The organism is Pseudomonas sp. MT92, assembly GCF_058792515.1.
In genome coordinates this window covers 265475-284712 of sequence record NZ_JBXAFA010000005.1, presented here as the reverse complement: position 1 = coordinate 284712, position 19238 = coordinate 265475, and the positions used below count along the sequence as shown (strand labels likewise).

Here is a 19238-nt window from a genome sequence, read left to right as displayed (position 1 = left end):
TACGTTTACGTCACCGTGAGGCTGTGGCCTTTCTCTACGGCAACGTGCCATCACGCTACTCGCCTACACACTTTTAGCTGGCAACGTCACGCACCAAACAAGTGCAGGCATTTATGGCTTTGCCCTTTCCTGGATCATTATCCACGGCGAAACGACCACCGCCCACAACTCGGGATCACGTTCAAACAGATCCAGCGCCCGCGTTTCAGACAGCTTGGCGACCTGATCGGCAGCCAGCCAGGCAGCCACTTTCTCCCCCTCATCGGTGGCCACGGCTTCGGCCGCGGCGATCAAATCCAGACCGGGGTCGACCCACAATAGGGCACCCTTGGCGAAGAACGGCTCCAACTCCTTCCAGGTGATAGATGCCGTTTCACCAAGCAGCTTGGCATAGAGGGTGCTAGGTTCTTGAGTCATGGGTTCCTGTCCGGATAAGAAATCGACGCAATGATAACGTCGGTGATCCTGATAGAAAAACCCAGTTGCACGTTGAGTCACCGAATGAAAAGAGCAGGAACGCCAAGGAATGCACGGAATCTGGCTATAAGCACTCCAAAGCCCCGCCGCAATTCTGTCTTTTTCTTTCAAAAAAGCGACACCCCAAAGTTTTGCCCCCCGCCGCCAGCTTCCCAGGCTGACAATCGGCGCTCTACACTGTACCGGTACAGTTGCCGAGGGGCATTTCCGGGGGATGTCGTGGATATCTGACCCGGTTCTGCCGCCCAAGGCGCCAGGACTATAAAAAATACAACAGTAAGAGTGGAGCACTATGACTAAGGCTACTAAGCAGATTTCCAAACTGTTTGCCGCTATGGTTCTGGCCGGGGTTGCCAGCCATTCGTTCGCAGCTGACACCATCAAGATCGGCATCGCCGGCCCTAAAACCGGCCCTGTAGCCCAATACGGCGACATGCAGTTCAGTGGCGCCAAAATGGCCATCGAGCAAATCAACGCCAAGGGCGGCGTCGACGGCAAGAAACTCGAAGCCGTTGAATACGATGACGCCTGTGATCCAAAACAAGCGGTCGCGGTTGCGAACAAAGTCGTCAACGACGGCGTGAAGTTCGTGGTTGGCCACCTGTGCTCCAGCTCCACTCAACCGGCTTCGGACATCTACGAAGACGAAGGCGTGATCATGATCACCCCGGCTGCCACCAGCCCGGACATCACCGCCCGTGGTTACAAAATGGTGTTCCGCACCATCGGTCTGGACAGCGCCCAGGGCCCTGCCGCCGGTAACTACATTGCCGATCACGTAAAACCGAAAATCGTTGCTGTGCTGCACGACAAACAGCAATACGGTGAAGGCATTGCCACCGCCGTGAAACAGACCCTCGAGAAGAAAGGCGTCAAGGTTGCTGTATTCGAAGGCATCAACGCCGGCGACAAAGACTTCTCTTCGATGATCTCCAAGCTCAAGCAAGCCAACGTCGACTTCGTCTACTACGGCGGCTACCACCCGGAGCTGGGTCTGATCCTGCGTCAATCCCAGGAAAAAGGCCTGAAGGCCAAGTTCATGGGTCCGGAAGGCGTGGGTAACGACTCCATTTCGCAGATCGCCAAGGACGCTTCCGAAGGCCTGCTGGTGACCCTGCCGAAATCCTTCGACCAGGACCCGGCCAACGTTGCCCTGGCTGATGCGTTCAAGGCCAAGAAAGAAGATCCAAGCGGTCCGTTCGTGTTCCCGGCCTACTCGGCTGTTGAAGTCATTGCCGGTGGTATCGCTGCCGCCAAGAGCGAAGACACTGCCAAAGTGGCTGCTGCCATCCACGCAGGCTCTTTCAAGACTCCAACTGGCGACCTGAGCTTCGACGCCAAGGGCGACCTGAAAGACTTCAAGTTCGTGGTTTACGAGTGGCACTTCGGTAAACCTAAAACTGAAGTTTCGCCTCAGTAAGGCCTTGCCTGACTGACTGCCAACAAAGCCCACGGCGTGCCGTGGGCTTTGTTTTACGAACGTATTGGGCCGTGCTGGCGTGATCCGCTAGTCTCCCCACCTGAAAATCTCAAAACCGTCATCAGCGGTTCGCTGGCAAACCTCGAATTCGAAGTGGATGCAGATCCATGGGGCTCGAGCGGGAAAATGACTCCACCAGTGAAATGCGTATCAGGTTTTTAGGAGCGCTGTAATGCCTGACATCTATCACTTCTTCCAACAGCTGGTTAATGGTCTGACCATTGGCAGCACGTATGCCCTGATCGCCATCGGCTATACGATGGTTTACGGCATCATTGGAATGATCAACTTCGCCCACGGCGAGGTGTACATGATCGGTTCCTACGTGGCGTTCATCGCCATCGCCGGACTGACCATGCTGGGACTCGACAGTGTTCCACTGTTGATGACCGCCGCTTTTCTCGCCACCATCGTGGTAACCAGTGCCTACGGTTACAGCATCGAACGGATCGCTTACCGCCCACTTCGCGGCAGCAACCGTCTGATCCCGCTGATTTCCGCCATCGGCATGTCGATCTTCCTGCAGAACACGGTTCTGTTGGCGCAAGACTCCAAGGACAAATCCATTCCCAACCTGATTCCGGGCAACTTCTCCATCGGGCCAGGTGGCGCACATGAAGTGCTGATTTCCTACATGCAAATCGTGGTGTTCGTGGTGACCCTGGTCGCCATGCTCGGCCTGACGCTGTTCATCTCCCGCTCTCGCCTGGGTCGCGCCTGCCGTGCCTGCGCCGAAGACATCAAGATGGCCAACCTGCTGGGTATCAACACCAACAACATCATCGCCCTGACCTTCGTCATCGGTGCCGCGCTGGCGGCCGTCGCGGCCGTGCTGCTGAGCATGCAATATGGCGTGATCAACCCGAACGCCGGTTTCCTCGTCGGCCTCAAGGCCTTCACCGCTGCGGTATTGGGCGGTATCGGCAGCATTCCGGGCGCCATGCTCGGCGGGCTGGTACTTGGCGTGGCGGAAGCCTTCGGTGCCGATATCTTCGGCGACCAGTACAAGGACGTCGTGGCGTTCGGCCTATTGGTTCTGGTGTTGTTGTTCCGGCCAACCGGCCTGCTTGGCCGCCCGGAGGTTGAGAAAGTATGACTAGGAATCTTAAACAGGCGCTGTTCAGCGCCTTGCTGGTGTGGGCCGTGGCCTACCCGGTACTCGGTCTGAAGCTGACCATCGTTGGCATCAACCTCGAAGTCCATGGCACCAGCAACGCCACGCTGATCACCATCGCCGTGTGCTCGGTGCTGATGTTCCTGCGCGTGATCTTCGACCGGGAGATCAGCTCGGCCTGGCGTTCCTCACCCGGCGTGCCGCTGATTCCGGCCAAGGCCAGCAATTTCCTGACCCTGCCGACCACCCAGCGCTGGATCATCATTGCGCTGATCGCCGGTGCGCTGGTCTGGCCGTTCTTCGGCTCTCGCGGCGCGGTGGACATCGCGACACTGGTGCTGATCTACGTGATGCTCGGCCTCGGCCTGAACATCGTGGTCGGCCTGGCCGGCCTGCTCGACCTCGGTTACGTTGGCTTCTACGCCGTCGGCGCCTACAGCTATGCGCTGCTGTCGCACTACTACGGCCTGAGCTTCTGGATCTGCCTGCCTATCGCTGGCCTGATGTCCGCCACCTTCGGCTTCCTGCTCGGTTTCCCGGTACTGCGTCTGCGCGGTGACTACCTGGCGATCGTGACCCTGGGCTTTGGTGAGATCATCCGTCTGTTCCTGCGTAACCTGACCGGCCTCACTGGCGGTCCGAACGGCATCAGCAACATCGAGAAACCGACGTTCTTCGGCCTGACCTTCGAACGTAAAGCCGCCGAAGGGATGCAGACTTTCCACGAGTACTTCGGCCTGGAATACAACTCGATCAACAAGGTGATCTTCCTTTACCTGGTTGCGTTGCTCCTGGCTTTGGCTGCGCTGTTCGTCATCAACCGCTTGCTGCGCATGCCGCTGGGTCGCGCGTGGGAAGCCTTGCGTGAAGACGAAATCGCCTGCCGAGCACTGGGCCTCAACCCGACCGTGATCAAGCTTTCAGCCTTTACCCTGGGCGCCAGCTTCGCCGGTTTTGCCGGCAGCTTCTTCGCTGCCCGTCAGGGCCTGGTAACGCCGGAATCCTTCACCTTCATCGAGTCGGCGATCATTCTCGCCATCGTCGTGCTGGGTGGCATGGGCTCGCAGTTGGGCGTGATCCTCGCGGCCGTGGTGATGATCCTGTTGCCGGAAATGATGCGTGAGTTCAGTGAGTACCGCATGTTGATGTTCGGTGCCTTGATGGTACTGATGATGATCTGGCGCCCTCAGGGTCTGCTGCCCATGCAACGTCCTCACATGGAGCTGCGCAAATGAGCCGCGAGATCCTGAAAGTAGAAAACCTGAGCATGCGCTTCGGCGGCTTGCTGGCGGTCAACGGCGTAGCCTTGAGCGTGAAAGAGAAACAAGTGGTCGCCCTGATCGGCCCCAACGGCGCCGGCAAGACCACCGTGTTCAACTGCCTGACCGGCTTCTACAAGCCGAGCGGTGGCAGCATCCTGCTGGACGGCGAGCCGATCGAGGGCCTGCCGGGCCACAAGATCGCCCTCAAAGGCGTGGTGCGTACCTTCCAGAACGTGCGGTTGTTCAAGGACATGACTGCGGTCGAGAACCTCTTGATCGCCCAGCATCGTCACCTGAACACCAACTTCCTGTCCGGCCTGTTCAAGACCCCGTCGTTCCGCAAAAGCGAACGCGAGGCCATGGATTTCGCCGAATACTGGCTGGAAAAAGTTCATCTCAAGGAGTTCGCCAACCGTCCGGCCGGCACCCTGGCCTACGGTCAGCAACGTCGCCTGGAAATCGCTCGCTGCATGATGACCCGCCCGCGGATCCTCATGCTCGACGAGCCCGCAGCCGGCCTGAACCCGAAGGAAACCGAAGACCTCAAGGCGCTGATCAGCGTGCTGCGTGAAGAGCACAACGTCACCGTGCTGCTGATCGAACACGACATGAAACTGGTCATGAGCATTTCCGACCACATCGTCGTGATCAACCAGGGCACGCCTCTGGCCGACGGCACGCCGGAACAGATCCGCGACAATCCTGAAGTGATCAAAGCCTACCTGGGGGAAGCGTAAATGCTGCAGTTCGAAAACGTTTCCACCTTCTATGGCAAGATCCAGGCCCTGCACAGCGTCAACGTGGAAATCCGTCAGGGCGAAATCGTCACGCTGATCGGCGCCAACGGCGCAGGCAAATCCACCCTGCTGATGACCCTCTGCGGCTCGCCGCAAGCCCACAGCGGCAGCATCCGTTACTTGGGTGAAGAGCTGGTGGGGCAAACCTCGGCGCAGATCATGCGCAAGAGCATCGCCGTGGTGCCGGAAGGTCGCCGGGTGTTCTCGCGCCTGACCGTGGAAGAGAACCTCTCCATGGGTGGTTTCTTTACCGCGAAGGGTGATTACCAGGAACAAATGGACAAGGTCCTCGGACTTTTCCCACGCCTGAAAGAGCGCTTTAGCCAACGCGGCGGCACCATGTCCGGCGGCGAACAGCAAATGCTTGCCATCGGCCGTGCGCTGATGAGCAAACCCAAGCTGCTGCTGCTCGACGAGCCATCGTTGGGCCTGGCACCGATCATCATCCAGCAGATCTTCGACATCATCGAACAGTTGCGCAAGGACGGTGTGACGGTGTTCCTGGTAGAGCAAAACGCCAACCAGGCGCTGAAAATCGCTGACCGTGCCTACGTGCTGGAAAACGGCCGGGTCGTGATGCAAGGCACCGGTGAAGCCTTGCTGACCGACCCGAAAGTGCGCGAAGCGTACCTCGGCGGCTAAGCGATTGCGGTAACCAGAAAACGGCCTTTGCGGGCCGTTTTTTTATGCCTGACAACCTCTAAAACCATGAAGATCCACTGTAGGAGCGAGCTTGCTCGCGAAGAACCTGAGAGCGCAGCGCTCATCGAAACATTCCTTGTCATGGTTGACGACCATCGTCGGAATACCGCCCGAAACAAGCTCGCGCCTACAGTCGATCCAACGCCTCCCCACTGCGTTTGAACCAGCCAATCAGATAATCCGACAACACTTGCGTACGCTTGGGCAGCCCACCCTGATACGGATGCACCAGGTACATCGGCATGCTCCGGGTCTGGTAATCGCGCAGGAGCCAGCGCAAACGTCCGTCAGCCAATTCCGCCGGCAGCAAGTAGGACGGCAAACGCGCGATACCCGCCCCGGCCAGGGCGGCCTTCTTCAACAAGTTGTAATGGTTGCTGGCAAACGGCCCGGACACACGTACCCGCAACAATTCGTGTTGCTGGTGATACAGCCATTCTTCGCGACCGCTGTAGTGGCTGTTGAGCAGGCAACAATGATCGGCCAATGCCTGAGGCGTCAGCGGCTCGCCATATTGTTCGAGATACGCAGGGCTGGCGCAGGTCATCTCGTGCCACGCCAACAGCGGGCGTGCCACCAGACGCTGATCGTTAGCCACCTCCGAGCGAACCGCGAGGTCATAGCCATCACGAGATAAATCGCGATAGTTATTGCTCAGGTCCAACTCGATCTGCACTTCTGGGTACTGGCTGGAGAACTCCAGCAACAGGCCGTCGAAGAAGGTTTCCCCGAGGGAAACCGGAACCGTCATCCGCACCGGCCCGGCCATGTCGTCCTTCAGTCGCGCCAATGCCTGACGCGCCCGCTCGACCTGCACCACCAGCGCCTGCGCCTGCGCCTGCGGCAGCAAGGCAGCGCCCGCAGCCGTCAGGCTCAAGCGCCGAGTGGTGCGCTGCAGCAAGACCACGGAAAACTGCGCTTCCAGCTGACTGATACGCTTGGACAATTGCCCCTTGCTGCAACCCAATTGTTGCGCCGCCAAGGTAAAGCTCCCCGCCTCGACCAGTACCGCGAACGCCGCGAGATCATCCATTTCACTCATGGATTGTTTCCATTTGAAAACCAAAGGTTGCCTATTAGCGCGCTTATCAACGTAAAAAACCACTCTAAACTGAGGTCTCATACAACCCAATCGAGGATCAGCACCATGAAAATTCTTTTGATCGGCGCAGGCGGCACCATCGGTTCAGCAGTCGACAAGGAACTGTCTCAACGCCATGAGATCGTTCGTATCGGCCGCAAGAGCGGTGATTTTCAGGTGGACATCAGCGACAGCGCGTCGATTCGCAAACTGTTCGAGCAGACCGGAAAATTCGACGCGCTGATCTGCGCCGCCGGTAACGTGACCTTCGCACCACTGGCCGATATGACGGAAGAGAGTTTCGCCCTCGGCCTCAAAGACAAACTGATGGGTCAGGTCAATCTGCTGTTGATCGGTCGCGAGTACGCCAATGACGGCGCCTCGTTCACCTTCACCACTGGCGTGCTCAGCCACGACCCGATACGTAGCGGCGCGTCGGCAGCGCTGGTCAACGGTGCACTGGACAGTTTCGTCCGCGCCGCCGCCATCGAACTGCCACGCGGCCTGCGAGTGAATTCGATCAGCCCGAACGTGCTCGTCGAAGCCATGGGCAAATACGCGCCGTACTTCCGTGGCTTCAAACCGGTTCCTGCGGCGGATGTCGCACTGGCCTACGCGAAAAGCGTGGAAGGCCTGCAGACAGGCCAGACCATTCACGTGGGCTAAAGCCTTGTGATGAACGGTCAGGCTGAGTAACGTGGCGGCACTTGTCAGGAGACCCCAAGATGCGTGTTGCCCGTTCCCTCGTCCTCGTTGCCTTGCTTCCGCTGTTCGCCGCGTGTCAGTTACTCGATGGCTCGCGTGAAAGCGCCTCCCATGTCGGCCAGACCCGCCTGCAGGGCCAGTTGAGCGCAGCTGATGGCAAGCTGTTGTTCCAGCCTTGCGGCGAGCAGCGTCGTTATGTGGTCAACGACACGGGCGGCACCAGTGTCCTGCAACAGGCTGCCAGTCTGGCCGACGCCCAGGGCAAGCTGTTTGCCGATGTGCGCGGGCGAATCGTTCCCGGCAGCGGCGACGGTCAGTTCGACCTGGAAACGCTGTACCGCGTCGAGCGTTCGGGCAACGCCTGTGACGACCCCAACTTCAAACGGCTGATCCTGCGCGCGGCCGGCCATTCTCCGGAGTGGAGCGTCAACGTCAGCGGCAAGGGCATGGTCATCGGCCGTGCCGGCCAGCCTCCCCTCGCTGTCCCCTATGTCGAAGAACAACTGGGCGATGGCCGCTTCAACCTCAGCACCGAAGCCAACAATCAGCACATCGAACTGTGGGTCGCGCCACAACGCTGCGTCGACGCCAGCACCGGCAGTATTCAGCACATGAGTGCCGAGTTGCGCATCGACGGGCAGGTTCAGCGTGGTTGCGGGTATTTCGGCGGATCGCGCAACGACTGATCGTTTTTGCCTCACGGGACCGGGCGTTTGAGGCTTATAATCGCCCGCTTCAAACGCCCTGGCGCAGTTGTGCGCCCCGCGAACCGGATCCCGTCATGTTACGAATCACCGAACTCAAGTTGCCGATCGACCATCCCGATGAAGACCTGCGCCCTGCCATTGTGCAGCGCCTGGGCATCGCCAGCGATGACCTGCTCGACTTCACCTTGTTCAAGCGCAGCTACGATGCGCGCAAGAAATCTTCCGAGCTGTGCTTCATCTACACCATCGACCTCACATTGCGCGATGAGGCCTCGGTTCTGCACAAGTTCGCCGATGACCGTAACGTCAACGTGGCACCGGATGTCAGTTACAAAATGGTCGGCCAGGCGCCGGCTGATCTGAGCGCACGCCCGATCGTCGTCGGCTTCGGCCCCTGCGGGATTTTTGCCGGGCTGCTGCTGGCACAGATGGGTTTCAAGCCGATCATCCTCGAACGCGGTACCGAAGTGCGCCAGCGCACCAAGGACACCTGGGGCCTGTGGCGTAAAAACGTGCTCAACCCCGAATCCAACGTGCAGTTCGGTGAAGGCGGTGCGGGAACGTTCTCCGACGGCAAGCTCTACAGCCAGATCAAGGACCCGAAATTCCTCGGTCGCAAGGTCCTGCACGAATTCGTCAAGGCCGGTGCGCCGGAAGAAATCCTCTACGTCAGCAAACCGCACATCGGTACGTTCCGTCTGACAGGCGTCGTGGAAAACATGCGTGAGCAGATTCGCGCCCTGGGTGGCGAAGTACGCTTCCAGCAACGGGTCACCGACGTGCTGATCGACGACGGCCAACTGGTTGGCGTCGAACTCAATGGTGGCGAGCAGATTCATTCGAAACACGTGATCTTGGCCCTCGGCCACAGTGCCCGCGACACGTTCCGCATGCTGCATGGCCGCGGCGTGTTCATGGAAGCCAAACCGTTCTCGGTGGGCTTCCGTATCGAGCACCCGCAATCGCTGATCGATCGCGCACGCCTTGGCAAGTACGCCGGCCACCCGAAACTCGGCGCCGCCGATTACAAACTGGTGCACCACGCCAAGAACGGCCGCTCGGTCTACAGCTTCTGCATGTGCCCAGGCGGAACGGTAGTGGCGGCGACTTCTGAGCCGAATCGCGTCGTCACCAACGGCATGAGCCAATACTCGCGCAACGAGCGCAACGCCAACTCCGGGATCGTCGTTGGCATCACCCCGGAAGTCGATTATCCGGGCGGCCCGCTGGCGGGTATCGAGTTGCAGGAACGCCTGGAGTCCCACGCTTTTGTGCTGGGCGGCTGCAACTACGAGGCCCCGGCGCAACTGGTCGGCGACTTCATTGCCGGCAAGCCGTCCACCGAGCTGGGCACTGTCGAGCCGTCCTACAAGCCGGGCGTTGCCTTGGGGGACCTGGCCCTGGCCCTGCCGGAATTCGCCATCGAAGCGATTCGCGAAGCCTTGCCGGCGTTCGAGAAGCAGATCCGTGGTTACTCGCTGCATGACGCGGTGTTGACCGGGATCGAAACCCGTACTTCGTCGCCGCTACGCATTACCCGTAATGAGTCGATGCAGAGCCTGAACGTGAAGGGCTTGTTCCCGGCCGGTGAAGGTGCAGGGTATGCGGGGGGGATTCTGTCGGCGGGTGTCGATGGTATTCGCATCGCCGAAGCCGTGGCGCGGGATATTCTCGGCCTGCAAGCCTAGAACAACACCCTGTGGGAGCTCGCTCCCACAGGGTGCTTGGGATATTTGAAAGACCTCAGATATTGGCGCGCAGAATGCTGGCCGGCAACGGCTCACCCCGCTCGACCGTCGCCGCAACCGCCGCGATCAAACCGGTCAGCTCATACCCCTGGGCCTTGAGCCAGGCTTGATTGTAGTAAGTCGTGGCGTAGCGTTCGCCGCCATCACACAATATCGCCACGATTGACCCCGCCTCCCCCGCCACCGTCATCTGCTGCGCTGCCATCAAGGCGCCAATCAGGTTGGTCCCGCTCGATCCGCCCACATGACGCCCCAAACGCTCGGCCAGGTAATGCATGGCGGCCAGCGACAGCGTATCCGGAACCTTGACCATCGCATCGATCACCTTGGGCAGGAACGACGCCTCCACCCGTGGCCGGCCAATTCCTTCGATCCGCGAGCCATGGTCAAGACTCAGGCTGGCATCGCCGCTCTGGTAGTAATCGAAAAACACCGAGCGCTCGGCATCGGCACACAGCACGCGGGTGCAATGCTGGCGATAACGCACGTAACGCCCCAGGGTCGCCGTGGTGCCACCGGTGCCGGGGCTGGAAATCAGCCAGCTCGGCTCCGGGTGCTGCTCGAAACGCATCTGCTGGAAAATCGACTCGGCGATGTTGTTGTTCGCCCGCCAGTCGGTGGCGCGCTCGGCGTAAGTGAACTGATCGATGAAGTGCCCATCGTGCTCACGGGCCAGGCGTTCGGACTCGGCATAGATCTGCGTCGGATCATCCACCAGATGGCTCTGGCCACCGTAGAACGCGATCTGTGCGATTTTTTCCCTGGAGGTGATCGCCGGCATCACCGCAATGAACGGCAAACCCAGCATGCGGGCGAAGTATGCCTCGGAAATCGCCGTCGAGCCGCTGGACGCCTCGATCACCGGCGCGCCGGGCTTGAGCCAGCCATTACACAACGCATAGAGGAACAGAGAACGAGCCAAGCGGTGTTTGAGGCTGCCAGTGGGATGACTGGATTCGTCCTTGAAGTACAACTCGATGCCCGGAAAACCCGGCAGCGGCAAAGGGATCAGGTGGGTGTCGGCGCTGCGCTGGAAGTCGGCTTCAATGATCCGGATGGCTTCGCGGGCCCACTGTCGGTTGTCGCTCATGGTGGTTTTCTCGTGGAGTCGGGCAGGAGTCGGCCATGTCACAAGCCTCAGCCATCAAGCTTAGGAAAAATCCTACATCACGCACAGGTACAGCTGAGCTTCAATACGCCCGGCAACTGCTAGGCTCAAGTTCTTGCGGGACAATCGCGTTGTAACGACATATAACAAAAAAGAATATAACTTTTGTTTTAACAACTAACCGTACGGGTTAGGGTGTCCCACCTTTTGAATTCACCGATGGAGAGCGACCTTGCCTCTGCGTAGCACTTTCACGCGTTTCTTTCAGTTGGAAGCTGCCAGCGGTCTGTTACTGATCGCTGCAGCTGTCCTCGCTTTAGTCATCAACAACTCCCCGCTGTCGTGGCTGTACAACGGCCTGCTGGACACCCCCGTGGTTGCCCAGGTCGGCGCCTTGAAAATCGCCAAGCCGCTGCTGCTTTGGATCAATGACGGCCTGATGGCGCTGTTCTTCCTGCTGATCGGTCTGGAAGTTAAGCGCGAAGTACTCGACGGGCAATTGTCGAAACCCTCACAGATCGTCCTGCCCGGCGCGGCCGCCATTGGCGGCATGGTGGTGCCGGCGCTGATCTACTGGTTCCTCAACCGTGACAATCCACCGGCCTTGAACGGCTGGGCGATCCCGACCGCCACCGATATCGCCTTCGCGCTGGGCGTACTGGCACTGCTGGGCAAACGCGTCCCGGTCTCGTTGAAACTGTTCCTCATGACCCTGGCGATCATCGACGACCTCGGCGCGATCATCATCATTGCCATTTTCTACTCCGGTGCGCTGTCGACCCTGTCCCTGGCACTGGCCGCCGCCTGTATTGCGGCGTTGATCGCGATGAACCGACTCGGCGTGGTCAAGCTCGGGCCGTACATGATCATCGGCCTGATTCTTTGGGTCTGTGTGCTCAAGAGCGGCGTGCACGCCACGCTGGCCGGCGTGACTCTGGCGTTCTGCATCCCACTGCGCACGAAAAATGCCGAACCCTCGCCGCTGCTGACCCTGGAGCACGCGCTGCATCCATGGGTAGCGTACGGCATCCTGCCGCTGTTCGCCTTTGCCAACGCCGGCCTGTCCCTGAGCGGCGTCACCGTCGACAGCTTCACCCACGACGTGCCGATGGGCATTGCGGTCGGCCTGCTGCTCGGCAAAACCCTCGGTGTGTTCGGTTTGACCTGGCTGGCAGTGAAAACAGGCATCGCCGCCCTGCCCCAAGGCGCCAATTGGGGTCAGGTGCTGGGTGTGGCGATTCTCTGTGGCATCGGTTTCACCATGAGCCTGTTCGTCGGCTCCCTGGCCTTCGAACCGGGCGCCAGCGACTATGCAGGCATGGATCGGATGGGGATTTTGACCGGTTCGATATTGGCGGCGTTGATCGGTTATGCGGTGACGGCCATGGCGAGTCGCAAGCACGCTACGTTGCCTTCCTGAACATCAGAGGCCACTTTCCAGGCCGTCAAAGTGTCGCCCTGAAGCCACAACCTGTCCCGGCCAAGTGTCATCAGTAATGGCTTGCGCAACAAAAAACCCCGACCAGCTCACCTGATCGGGGTTTTCTTTTAACCTTATTCCGGCTTAGTGCGAAACGCGGCTGGTCCCGCCAACGGTGGAAATGCGAACACGCTCACCCACACGGAACACTTCGTTTGGCTGAACTTCCTGAACGTAGGCGCGCATGCTGCCGTCGTCTTCGCGCACGGTGATCTCGACACCCTGGGTACGCGTCAGGCCTTCTTCGGCTGCCGAACCCACCAGGCCGCCGGCGACTGCGCCGATGACTGCCGCGACGATGCTGCCCTTGCCGCCACCGATGGCGCTGCCGCCAACGCCGCCGACAGCTGCACCGGCGAGGCCGCCGATCGGGGTCTTGGTGCCTTCGATTTTCACCGGACGCAGGGATTCGATGGTGCCCATGCGGACGGTCTGCACGCGACGTGCTTCGTCACGGGAGTAGGAGTCACCGGTCAGGCTCGATTGGCAGCCGGTGAGCAACATCGCCATCGTGGAAAAGGAAGCAACCAGCAGAACAGACTTACGCATAGCATCAACTCCAAAGGACGGGTAATCATTTAACTCCGCAGCTTGACGCCTGTCACGGCATCGCTCGGATAAAAATGTTCTGATTCAGGCCTTGTACAGGCATTCTCACGAATTAATCACACGGTAGTGGCAAATTTCTCGATCTGCGCGACTGAACCAGGATTTTCATGGATTACTTTATCATTGTCGTCACTACGGTTGCCGGTCTGTATTTCCACTGGTGGCTGTACGTAAGGATCAAACGCTGGATGGACCGCGATCTGGCGCTGGCACTGGCTGGCAAGGACGAACGGAAAAAGGCGTTCATGCTCCAGCAACTGGCGAGCGCTCACGCGCAAAAGATCAAACGCCGAGACCTGCCGCAATGGCTGGAGGCCGCTGCGGCAGGCTATCCCGACCAGTAGGCGCTTAAGGTGCCAGACGCTCAAGAAGCCAGTCGGCACCCAGCAGGCGATAGTTGAGGCGGTCGTGCAGGCGGCTTGGGCGGCCTTGCCAGAACTCGATGCGCTGCGGCACCAGACGGTAACCGCCCCAATGTTCCGGGCAATGCGGCTGGGTGTCGCTGAATCGTTGCTCGGTATCTTTGAGCAGCGCTTCCAGCTCCGCGCGATCGGCAATCACCCGGCTTTGGGGCGACGCCCAGGCACCGAGGCGGCTGCCCAATGGGCGAACCTGATAGTAAGCGTCGGACTCTTCAGGCGTGACCTTCTCCACCCGCCCCTCGATGCGCACCTGACGCTCCAGGGTTGGCCAGAAAAAAGTCATGGCCGCAAACGGGTTCTCGGCCAGGTGCTGACCCTTTGCACTGTCGTAATTGGTGAAGAAGGTGAAGCCCTGGGCGTCCAGGCCCTTGAGCAACAGGATACGGCAATGCGGTCGACCGTCCTGATCGACAGTGGCCAAGGTCATGGCGTTTGCCTCCACCGGTGCCTGTTCGGTTTTCACCGCATCAGCGAACCACTGGTGGAACAGCGCAAACGGCTCGGCCGGCGCTTGCGCCTCGGTCAGGCCATCACGGGTGTAGTCGCGACGCATATCAGCCAGAGCCTTGGTCATGGCGTTTTCCTTTTGGTTAACGAATCACTTCTTTGTGGTATCGGCGTCAGCGACTTTTTTCGTGTCGGCAGCGGCTTTGGCCGGTGCAGTCTTTTTCGCTGGAGTCGCTGTCTTAGCCGGTGTCTTCTTGGCGGCGGCTTTCTTGGCCGGCGCTTTTTTCGTCGCTGGAACCGCAGCTTTTTTGGCCGCAGGTGCCGGGGTCACTGGCTTGGCAACTGGCTTGACGTCTTGCGCGGCAACCATTGTCACTGGCGCAGGGGCCGGCATGTTGTACTTGCTCAGCAATGCAACCATGGTGTTCTGCGGAGTGACCAGCAGCTCTACACGACGGTTCAAGGCGCGACCTTCAACGCTGTCATTGGCGGCACGCGGGGCTTCACCACCCATGCCGCGCAGCATCAGGCGATCACGCTGAAGACCACTGAGACGGAAGATCGCAGCCACGGCCTGTGCACGCTCCTGACTCAACTTCACGTTGGCCGGTGCGGCACCCGAGGTGTCACTGTGGCCTAGCACCAGTACGGCAGTCTTCGAATCGACTTCTAGGATTTTCGCCACGCGGGTGAAAGGACCAAGGGTCACTGGCAGCAGCATCGCCGGGCGATCCGGGTTGAACGAGCCTTCGACCGGCGCTGTCACCACCAGCACGTTTTCACGACGTTCGAGTTGCAGGTTACTGCCCTTGATCGCTTCGCGCAGGCGCGGTTCGTAGTCATCGAGCCAGGCCTGGGTCACTTTCGGGTCCGGCATCGGCACGACTTTGGCGGTGCTCTGGTCCTTGCCACCGAACGGCCACCACCACTTGCCACCAGAATCGGCGTCAGCCTTGGCAACCGGAGCGGTAACGGCAGGCTTCAGCGGGGCAGGTGCGGGTTCTTTGGTTGCGACTTTGTCGGAGGAACCGAACGGCCACCAGCTACCGCCGTCTGCATCATTTTTAGGAGTCTGTGCACAACCGGTAATAGCGAAGCACAGTGCCAAAGCGAGTGTTGGTTTGGATGACATTGGATATCCACAAAAATGAAGTCATAAAAATCAGGCCGGGTTGGCCCGCACAAACAGATGATTCGAAACTGAAAAGGCTTTCGGGTTCCAACTCCGGAACCCTTGGGCGTGATTTACAGACAAGTGGCCAGTACCCGCACAAGCTTTTGTGCGCGCGGATCCATCAAGACGTACGGCCCCAGTGTATTTGTCACAAAACCGAAGGCGACATCGTGCTCCGGGTCAGCAAAACCGATGGAACCGCCCGCGCCCGGATGACCGAACGCTCGCGGGCCGAGGCCGAACGTCGCGTTGGGCACGTCCGGCTGATCGAGCATGCACCCCAGACCGAAACGGGTCCGGGTCAGTAATGTCTTGTCCTCGCCGAGGCTGTGCTCGCGGGTCAGTTCGTCGAGCATTTCGCCTTCCAGCAAACTGCCATCGAGCAGGCCGGCATAGAACCCGGCCAGGCTACGGGCATTGCCGTGACCATTGGCGGCGGGTTGTTGCATGCGCCGCCATTCCGGCTTGTTGGTGCTGGTCATGATCGAAGGCGGGTTGGTAAACGCCCGGGTGGTCATGGCCGTGGGTTCGCGCATGGTCACTTGCAGAAGGCGCTGGGCAGCGGCATCGCCCACATTGCCCTTGCCACGGGCGATATGCGCCACGCGATGAAACTCTTCGTCGGCCAGACCGACGTGGAAATCCAGCCCCAAAGGCTTGGCTACCCGCGCCACGATGGACTCACCCGGCCCGCGCCCATCGGCACGGCGCAACAATTCACCGACCAGCCAGCCATAAGTGATCGCCGCATACCCATGCCCCTGTCCCGGCGTCCACCACGGTGTTTCAGCAGCCAGGGCGTCGACCATGGTTTGCCAGTCGTAAAGGGCTTCGGGTGCCAGCAATTCCCGTAGCGCCGGCAGACCGGCCTGGTGGCAGAGCAGTTGGCGCAACGTCACGGACGCTTTGCCGGCGGCGGCAAACTCAGGCCAATAATGCGCAACCGGCGCATCCAGTTGCAGCTTGCCTTCGGCAACCAGTTGCAGGGCAGTGACGGCAGTAAAGGTTTTAGTGCAGGAAAACAGGTTGACGATGGTATCGCTGTGCCAGGCTTGCGCGCCGTCCTTGTCGCTGGTGCCGGCCCAGAGGTCGACGACGGTTTCGCCGCCGATCTGGATGCACAGCGCTGCGCCACGCTCCTGCGGATCGTCGAACAATGCCGCGAAGGCCTCGCGTACCGCTTCGAACTTGAGCTCGTAATAACCCTGAATCTGCACCCGCAACTCCCCTGGACAAGCGTTCTACAAAGTGGCCCGCATTGTTCCAGCCCTTGAGGGATTTGGGAACAGGGTCGGGCCGGGCGGTCAATCGCCCCTGGAAGTGATCAGTTTTTCCGGCGTCCTTACAGACGCCATCGCGAGCAGGCTCGCGATGAACGCTGACGCGGTGTGTCAGGACTCAGTGCCCCTTTCCGGAATGCCCGCCGGCAGCCTTGCCCGGCCCTTTGCCGGCCTCGGCCTTGCGTCCGCCTTCGGCGTCGTGTTTCTGTCTATCGGCCTCGGCGCCGGCCTTTTCAGCCTCTTTGCCTAATTGATCCACGGCCGCCAGGTTGCTCTTGCGCACACTGTCGACAAAGCCCTGAAATGGCAGGTCGGTAATCCCCACCAGACCGAAATGACCGTTTTCGCCATCCAACAGACGCCCGGTCACGGGTTGGTCGAGGTATTGGAACCAGTGCACGCCGACGATCGACGGCTCGCTCAGCGCCTGCTTGAGGAAGTTGGCGTAGGCCGGACCACGGTCCTCTTCCTTCGCCAGTTGCGTTACGCCGCCCCAGAACGGGCCACGGTCCGTCGAACCGAAGTTGAATTCGGTAATCAGTACTGGCTTGTCGAGGCTGTTCAGTTGCGCGAAGTCATAACCGTCCTGTGGTTTCAGGGTGTACATGTTGAAGCTCAGCACATCGCAGTATTGAGCGCAGGACTCCACGGCTTCTGGCGTGCTGATGGCAAAGCGGCCACCGAGCAGCATCTGGTTCGGCGCGTGCCATTTGAGCGAATCAGAGATCGTCTTGAAGTAGGTGTCGGCGAAGACCTTCTGGAAGTATTTGAAGTCGGCCTCGATTTCCGGATGGTCGGCGCTTGGCTGCGGCGGCTCGAAACCGGGGTCTTCCATCAGTTCCCATGCCGGCAAATCAATGCCCCAGGCTTTCGACAGGCCTTCCTGGTTGCGGTATTTATCGCGCAGCTGCTTGAGAAACGCGCGTTTGGCCGGCACGTCGGTGGTCATTTTCAACGTACCGTAGGCCAGGGCGTAGCGGGCCTTCGGATCGTCGCCGGGGCCAGCCCAGGCCAGTTCATTGTCGGCGTAGAAGCCGATCAGCCAAGGATCGTCGCGGTGATCGCGAGCGGCAATGGCCACGGCGCGCTCGGTGGCCATGGCGAAACGCGGGTCGAACGGATCGGGCATACCGCCCCACCAGTCCGTTCCCGTGCTGATGCTCGCGTAATCGCCGACGATCGATAGCGGCAAGGTGTATGGCACACGATCGGCGTTGCCCAGTGCCGGCGCACTCCAGTTGCCAATGGTGTTGAAGCCCCAGGCTTGCAGACGGTCGAGGGTATGATCGGCCCAGCGCTTTTCATCGAAGGTCGCTTTGCAGGGCTCGGCAGTTTTTTGCTCGGCCGCGTTCGCGACTGTCGCGTCTGCGGCGTCGGTCTTGGCCGCTCCGGCAATCCCGGATTCGGCCGTCGAAGGAACAACCGGTGGCTCGGCGGCCTTCTCCGCCGTGGCCTCTGCCGCATCAGCCTTGGCCGCTGCGGCGACACCGGCCTTGGTATCGCTGCCCAGAGCACAAGGGTCGCCATACAGGCGCTGTAAATTGGCACCATAAAAGTCGTACCAGCGCCCGACGTTGAACCCCCGGCCCTGATCAACGCCGTTGCCGCCACGGGTGTCACCTTCACCGAAGTGACTGGCCAGGGGCTCACCGGCCTTGGGCAGGGACTGGAACATCCATTCACGACCGGCGATATAAGTCTGATTGACGTCCGGGGTAACCGTGTTGACCCCCAGCGAATAGAACGGATGCCCTTCCGGAGTCACCAGGTACCAGCGACCGTCGCGTTTCTCCGTGCGGAAGAAACCGCTGGCCTTGAAGGCCGGACCGTTGGTCCAACCTCCGAATTTGTCCAGGGACGACTTTTCGCGCTCGGCCAGCCAGGTTTTCAGCTGTTGCTGTTCCTTGGCCGCGGCGCCTTTGAGTTGCTCATCGCTGCTGACCTTTTCCGGCCATTTGGCCCGGGTCGATTGACCGTAGGCATCCACCAAGGCGCCATACACGGTCTCAGTCACGGCCTCGGCGTCCTGAACGCCGAAGCGCTCAAGCAAAATGCTCTGGGCCACTTTCGGCTGATCCATCGACACGCTCACTGCCACCACCTGGCCGCGATCCAGCTCACCAGCGCTGCTGGCCAGCAGGATGCGCTGACCGTCGACCGTCATCGGCATGGGCGGCCCGGCCTTCATGCCCAGGCTCAACGGCGATGTCGGCTGCAACGGCACCAACAGGGTCTGCGCCGGGCCGGCCGGCAGATCGACACGGCTGACCAGCGTCTTGCCATCGTTGCTCTGGATGGTCACGTACAGGGTCAGCGCCCAATTCATGGCGTTCTGCACCCGCAGGCTCATGAAACCCGACTGCGACCAGTCCCAGGCCCCTGTCTGCGGGGTCAACCGCAGGGTCGGACGAGCGACCGGGTTGAACGTCACCCGCCGCAGCACTTCACCTTCGGCGGTTTGCTCGGCGTTGGATTGCGGCAGGTTGGCGTCCTGAGTGGTTACCTGGACCACATCGGCGGGGCGCACAAAGTTGAACAGCGTCTGCTGGGTGGCGGGTGCCGCCAGCAAGGGCGATGCAAACAACAGGGCAAAAACGGCAGGTAACGATTGGCGCAGCGAACGGCGAATCATGAGAACGGAATTC

At 60.2% G+C, this 19238-nt stretch carries 18 protein-coding genes; 10 read left to right on the top strand and 8 right to left on the bottom strand.

Going from position 1 to position 19238, the window contains the following annotated elements:
• Positions 1-111: 111 nt before the first annotated feature.
• The gene (locus AC1Q6D_RS11710) at positions 112-417 is read right to left on the bottom strand and encodes a DUF2288 domain-containing protein (protein WP_103403551.1); all 306 of its coding nucleotides are present in this window, start codon (positions 415-417) and stop codon (positions 112-114) included.
• A 352-nt stretch (positions 418-769) separates the two neighbouring features.
• On the opposite strand from AC1Q6D_RS11710, the gene AC1Q6D_RS11705 reads away from it, so the two are divergent.
• From AC1Q6D_RS11705 to AC1Q6D_RS11685, 5 genes are all read left to right on the top strand, one after another.
• Positions 770-1897 (top strand): branched-chain amino acid ABC transporter substrate-binding protein, encoded by a 1128-nt coding sequence (locus AC1Q6D_RS11705; protein ID WP_047526476.1) that lies wholly within the window; start codon positions 770-772, stop codon positions 1895-1897.
• A 232-nt stretch (positions 1898-2129) separates the two neighbouring features.
• Positions 2130-3053 carry a high-affinity branched-chain amino acid ABC transporter permease LivH gene (livH, locus tag AC1Q6D_RS11700; protein WP_047526475.1) on the top strand — a complete coding sequence of 308 codons (924 nt, stop codon included), beginning with the start codon at positions 2130-2132 and terminating at the stop codon, positions 3051-3053.
• Positions 3050-4306 (top strand): high-affinity branched-chain amino acid ABC transporter permease LivM, encoded by a 1257-nt coding sequence (locus tag AC1Q6D_RS11695; RefSeq protein ID WP_103403552.1) that lies wholly within the window; start codon positions 3050-3052, stop codon positions 4304-4306. The genes livH and AC1Q6D_RS11695 overlap by 4 nt, the downstream gene beginning before the upstream one ends.
• Positions 4303-5070 (top strand): high-affinity branched-chain amino acid ABC transporter ATP-binding protein LivG, encoded by a 768-nt coding sequence (gene livG / locus AC1Q6D_RS11690; protein WP_047526471.1) that lies wholly within the window; start codon positions 4303-4305, stop codon positions 5068-5070. Before AC1Q6D_RS11695 ends, livG begins: the two co-directional genes overlap by 4 nt.
• On the top strand, positions 5071-5772 hold the full coding sequence (locus tag AC1Q6D_RS11685) for an ABC transporter ATP-binding protein (RefSeq protein ID WP_047526470.1): 702 nt from the start codon (positions 5071-5073) through the stop codon (positions 5770-5772).
• Positions 5773-5959: 187 nt separating this feature from the next.
• Here AC1Q6D_RS11685 and AC1Q6D_RS11680 read toward each other — a convergent pair whose 3' ends face one another.
• Entirely contained in the window at positions 5960-6874 is a 915-nt protein-coding gene (locus tag AC1Q6D_RS11680) for a LysR family transcriptional regulator (RefSeq protein WP_103403553.1), read from the bottom strand.
• A 105-nt stretch (positions 6875-6979) separates the two neighbouring features.
• On the opposite strand from AC1Q6D_RS11680, the gene AC1Q6D_RS11675 reads away from it, so the two are divergent.
• The 3 genes from AC1Q6D_RS11675 to AC1Q6D_RS11665 all read left to right on the top strand — a co-directional run bounded on the left by AC1Q6D_RS11675 (position 6980) and on the right by AC1Q6D_RS11665 (position 10013).
• Positions 6980-7579 (top strand): short chain dehydrogenase, encoded by a 600-nt coding sequence (locus AC1Q6D_RS11675; protein WP_047526466.1) that lies wholly within the window; start codon positions 6980-6982, stop codon positions 7577-7579.
• A gap of 59 nt (positions 7580-7638) precedes the next feature.
• Positions 7639-8304 carry a COG3650 family protein gene (locus AC1Q6D_RS11670; protein ID WP_103403554.1) on the top strand — a complete coding sequence of 222 codons (666 nt, stop codon included), beginning with the start codon at positions 7639-7641 and terminating at the stop codon, positions 8302-8304.
• A gap of 95 nt (positions 8305-8399) precedes the next feature.
• Positions 8400-10013, top strand: a complete 1614-nt coding sequence (locus AC1Q6D_RS11665) for an NAD(P)/FAD-dependent oxidoreductase (protein WP_103403555.1) — start codon at positions 8400-8402, stop codon at positions 10011-10013.
• A gap of 55 nt (positions 10014-10068) precedes the next feature.
• Here the strand turns inward: AC1Q6D_RS11665 and AC1Q6D_RS11660 are convergent, their stop codons facing one another.
• Positions 10069-11163: a PLP-dependent cysteine synthase family protein gene (locus AC1Q6D_RS11660; RefSeq protein ID WP_103403556.1), complete on the bottom strand. Its 1095-nt coding sequence runs from the start codon at positions 11161-11163 to the stop codon at positions 10069-10071.
• Positions 11164-11413: 250 nt separating this feature from the next.
• Here AC1Q6D_RS11660 and nhaA point away from each other — a divergent pair, with 250 nt between their 5' ends.
• Positions 11414-12601: a Na+/H+ antiporter NhaA gene (nhaA, locus tag AC1Q6D_RS11655; RefSeq protein ID WP_047526460.1), complete on the top strand. Its 1188-nt coding sequence runs from the start codon at positions 11414-11416 to the stop codon at positions 12599-12601.
• Positions 12602-12745: 144 nt separating this feature from the next.
• On the opposite strand, the gene AC1Q6D_RS11650 is transcribed toward nhaA, so the two are convergent.
• Positions 12746-13210: an outer membrane lipoprotein gene (locus AC1Q6D_RS11650; protein WP_047526458.1), complete on the bottom strand. Its 465-nt coding sequence runs from the start codon at positions 13208-13210 to the stop codon at positions 12746-12748.
• 167 nt (positions 13211-13377) lie between these two features.
• Here AC1Q6D_RS11650 and AC1Q6D_RS11645 point away from each other — a divergent pair, with 167 nt between their 5' ends.
• Positions 13378-13614: a hypothetical protein gene (locus AC1Q6D_RS11645; RefSeq protein WP_047526457.1), complete on the top strand. Its 237-nt coding sequence runs from the start codon at positions 13378-13380 to the stop codon at positions 13612-13614.
• Positions 13615-13618: 4 nt separating this feature from the next.
• On the opposite strand, the gene pdxH is transcribed toward AC1Q6D_RS11645, so the two are convergent.
• The 4 genes from pdxH to AC1Q6D_RS11625 form a co-directional block, all read right to left on the bottom strand.
• Positions 13619-14266, bottom strand: coding sequence for a pyridoxamine 5'-phosphate oxidase (gene pdxH, locus AC1Q6D_RS11640; protein WP_103403557.1), 648 nt, complete (start codon positions 14264-14266; stop codon positions 13619-13621).
• Positions 14267-14290: 24 nt separating this feature from the next.
• Positions 14291-15271 (bottom strand): OmpA family protein, encoded by a 981-nt coding sequence (locus AC1Q6D_RS11635; protein ID WP_103403558.1) that lies wholly within the window; start codon positions 15269-15271, stop codon positions 14291-14293.
• 113 nt (positions 15272-15384) lie between these two features.
• Positions 15385-16530, bottom strand: coding sequence for a serine hydrolase domain-containing protein (locus AC1Q6D_RS11630; protein ID WP_103403559.1), 1146 nt, complete (start codon positions 16528-16530; stop codon positions 15385-15387).
• 181 nt (positions 16531-16711) lie between these two features.
• Positions 16712-19225: a beta-galactosidase gene (locus AC1Q6D_RS11625; protein ID WP_103403560.1), complete on the bottom strand. Its 2514-nt coding sequence runs from the start codon at positions 19223-19225 to the stop codon at positions 16712-16714.
• Positions 19226-19238 lie beyond the last annotated feature (13 nt).

Coding starts and splice junctions, on each gene's coding strand:
- AC1Q6D_RS11710 (WP_103403551.1), bottom strand. CDS start 417: ATGACTCAAGAACCTAGCACCCTCTATGCCAAGCTGCTTGGTGAAACG.
- AC1Q6D_RS11705 (WP_047526476.1), top strand. CDS start 770: ATGACTAAGGCTACTAAGCAGATTTCCAAACTGTTTGCCGCTATGGTT.
- livH (WP_047526475.1), top strand. CDS start 2,130: ATGCCTGACATCTATCACTTCTTCCAACAGCTGGTTAATGGTCTGACC.
- AC1Q6D_RS11695 (WP_103403552.1), top strand. CDS start 3,050: ATGACTAGGAATCTTAAACAGGCGCTGTTCAGCGCCTTGCTGGTGTGG.
- livG (WP_047526471.1), top strand. CDS start 4,303: ATGAGCCGCGAGATCCTGAAAGTAGAAAACCTGAGCATGCGCTTCGGC.
- AC1Q6D_RS11685 (WP_047526470.1), top strand. CDS start 5,071: ATGCTGCAGTTCGAAAACGTTTCCACCTTCTATGGCAAGATCCAGGCC.
- AC1Q6D_RS11680 (WP_103403553.1), bottom strand. CDS start 6,874: ATGAGTGAAATGGATGATCTCGCGGCGTTCGCGGTACTGGTCGAGGCG.
- AC1Q6D_RS11675 (WP_047526466.1), top strand. CDS start 6,980: ATGAAAATTCTTTTGATCGGCGCAGGCGGCACCATCGGTTCAGCAGTC.
- AC1Q6D_RS11670 (WP_103403554.1), top strand. CDS start 7,639: ATGCGTGTTGCCCGTTCCCTCGTCCTCGTTGCCTTGCTTCCGCTGTTC.
- AC1Q6D_RS11665 (WP_103403555.1), top strand. CDS start 8,400: ATGTTACGAATCACCGAACTCAAGTTGCCGATCGACCATCCCGATGAA.
- AC1Q6D_RS11660 (WP_103403556.1), bottom strand. CDS start 11,163: ATGAGCGACAACCGACAGTGGGCCCGCGAAGCCATCCGGATCATTGAA.
- AC1Q6D_RS11650 (WP_047526458.1), bottom strand. CDS start 13,210: ATGCGTAAGTCTGTTCTGCTGGTTGCTTCCTTTTCCACGATGGCGATG.
- AC1Q6D_RS11645 (WP_047526457.1), top strand. CDS start 13,378: ATGGATTACTTTATCATTGTCGTCACTACGGTTGCCGGTCTGTATTTC.
- pdxH (WP_103403557.1), bottom strand. CDS start 14,266: ATGACCAAGGCTCTGGCTGATATGCGTCGCGACTACACCCGTGATGGC.
- AC1Q6D_RS11635 (WP_103403558.1), bottom strand. CDS start 15,271: ATGTCATCCAAACCAACACTCGCTTTGGCACTGTGCTTCGCTATTACC.
- AC1Q6D_RS11625 (WP_103403560.1), bottom strand. CDS start 19,225: ATGATTCGCCGTTCGCTGCGCCAATCGTTACCTGCCGTTTTTGCCCTG.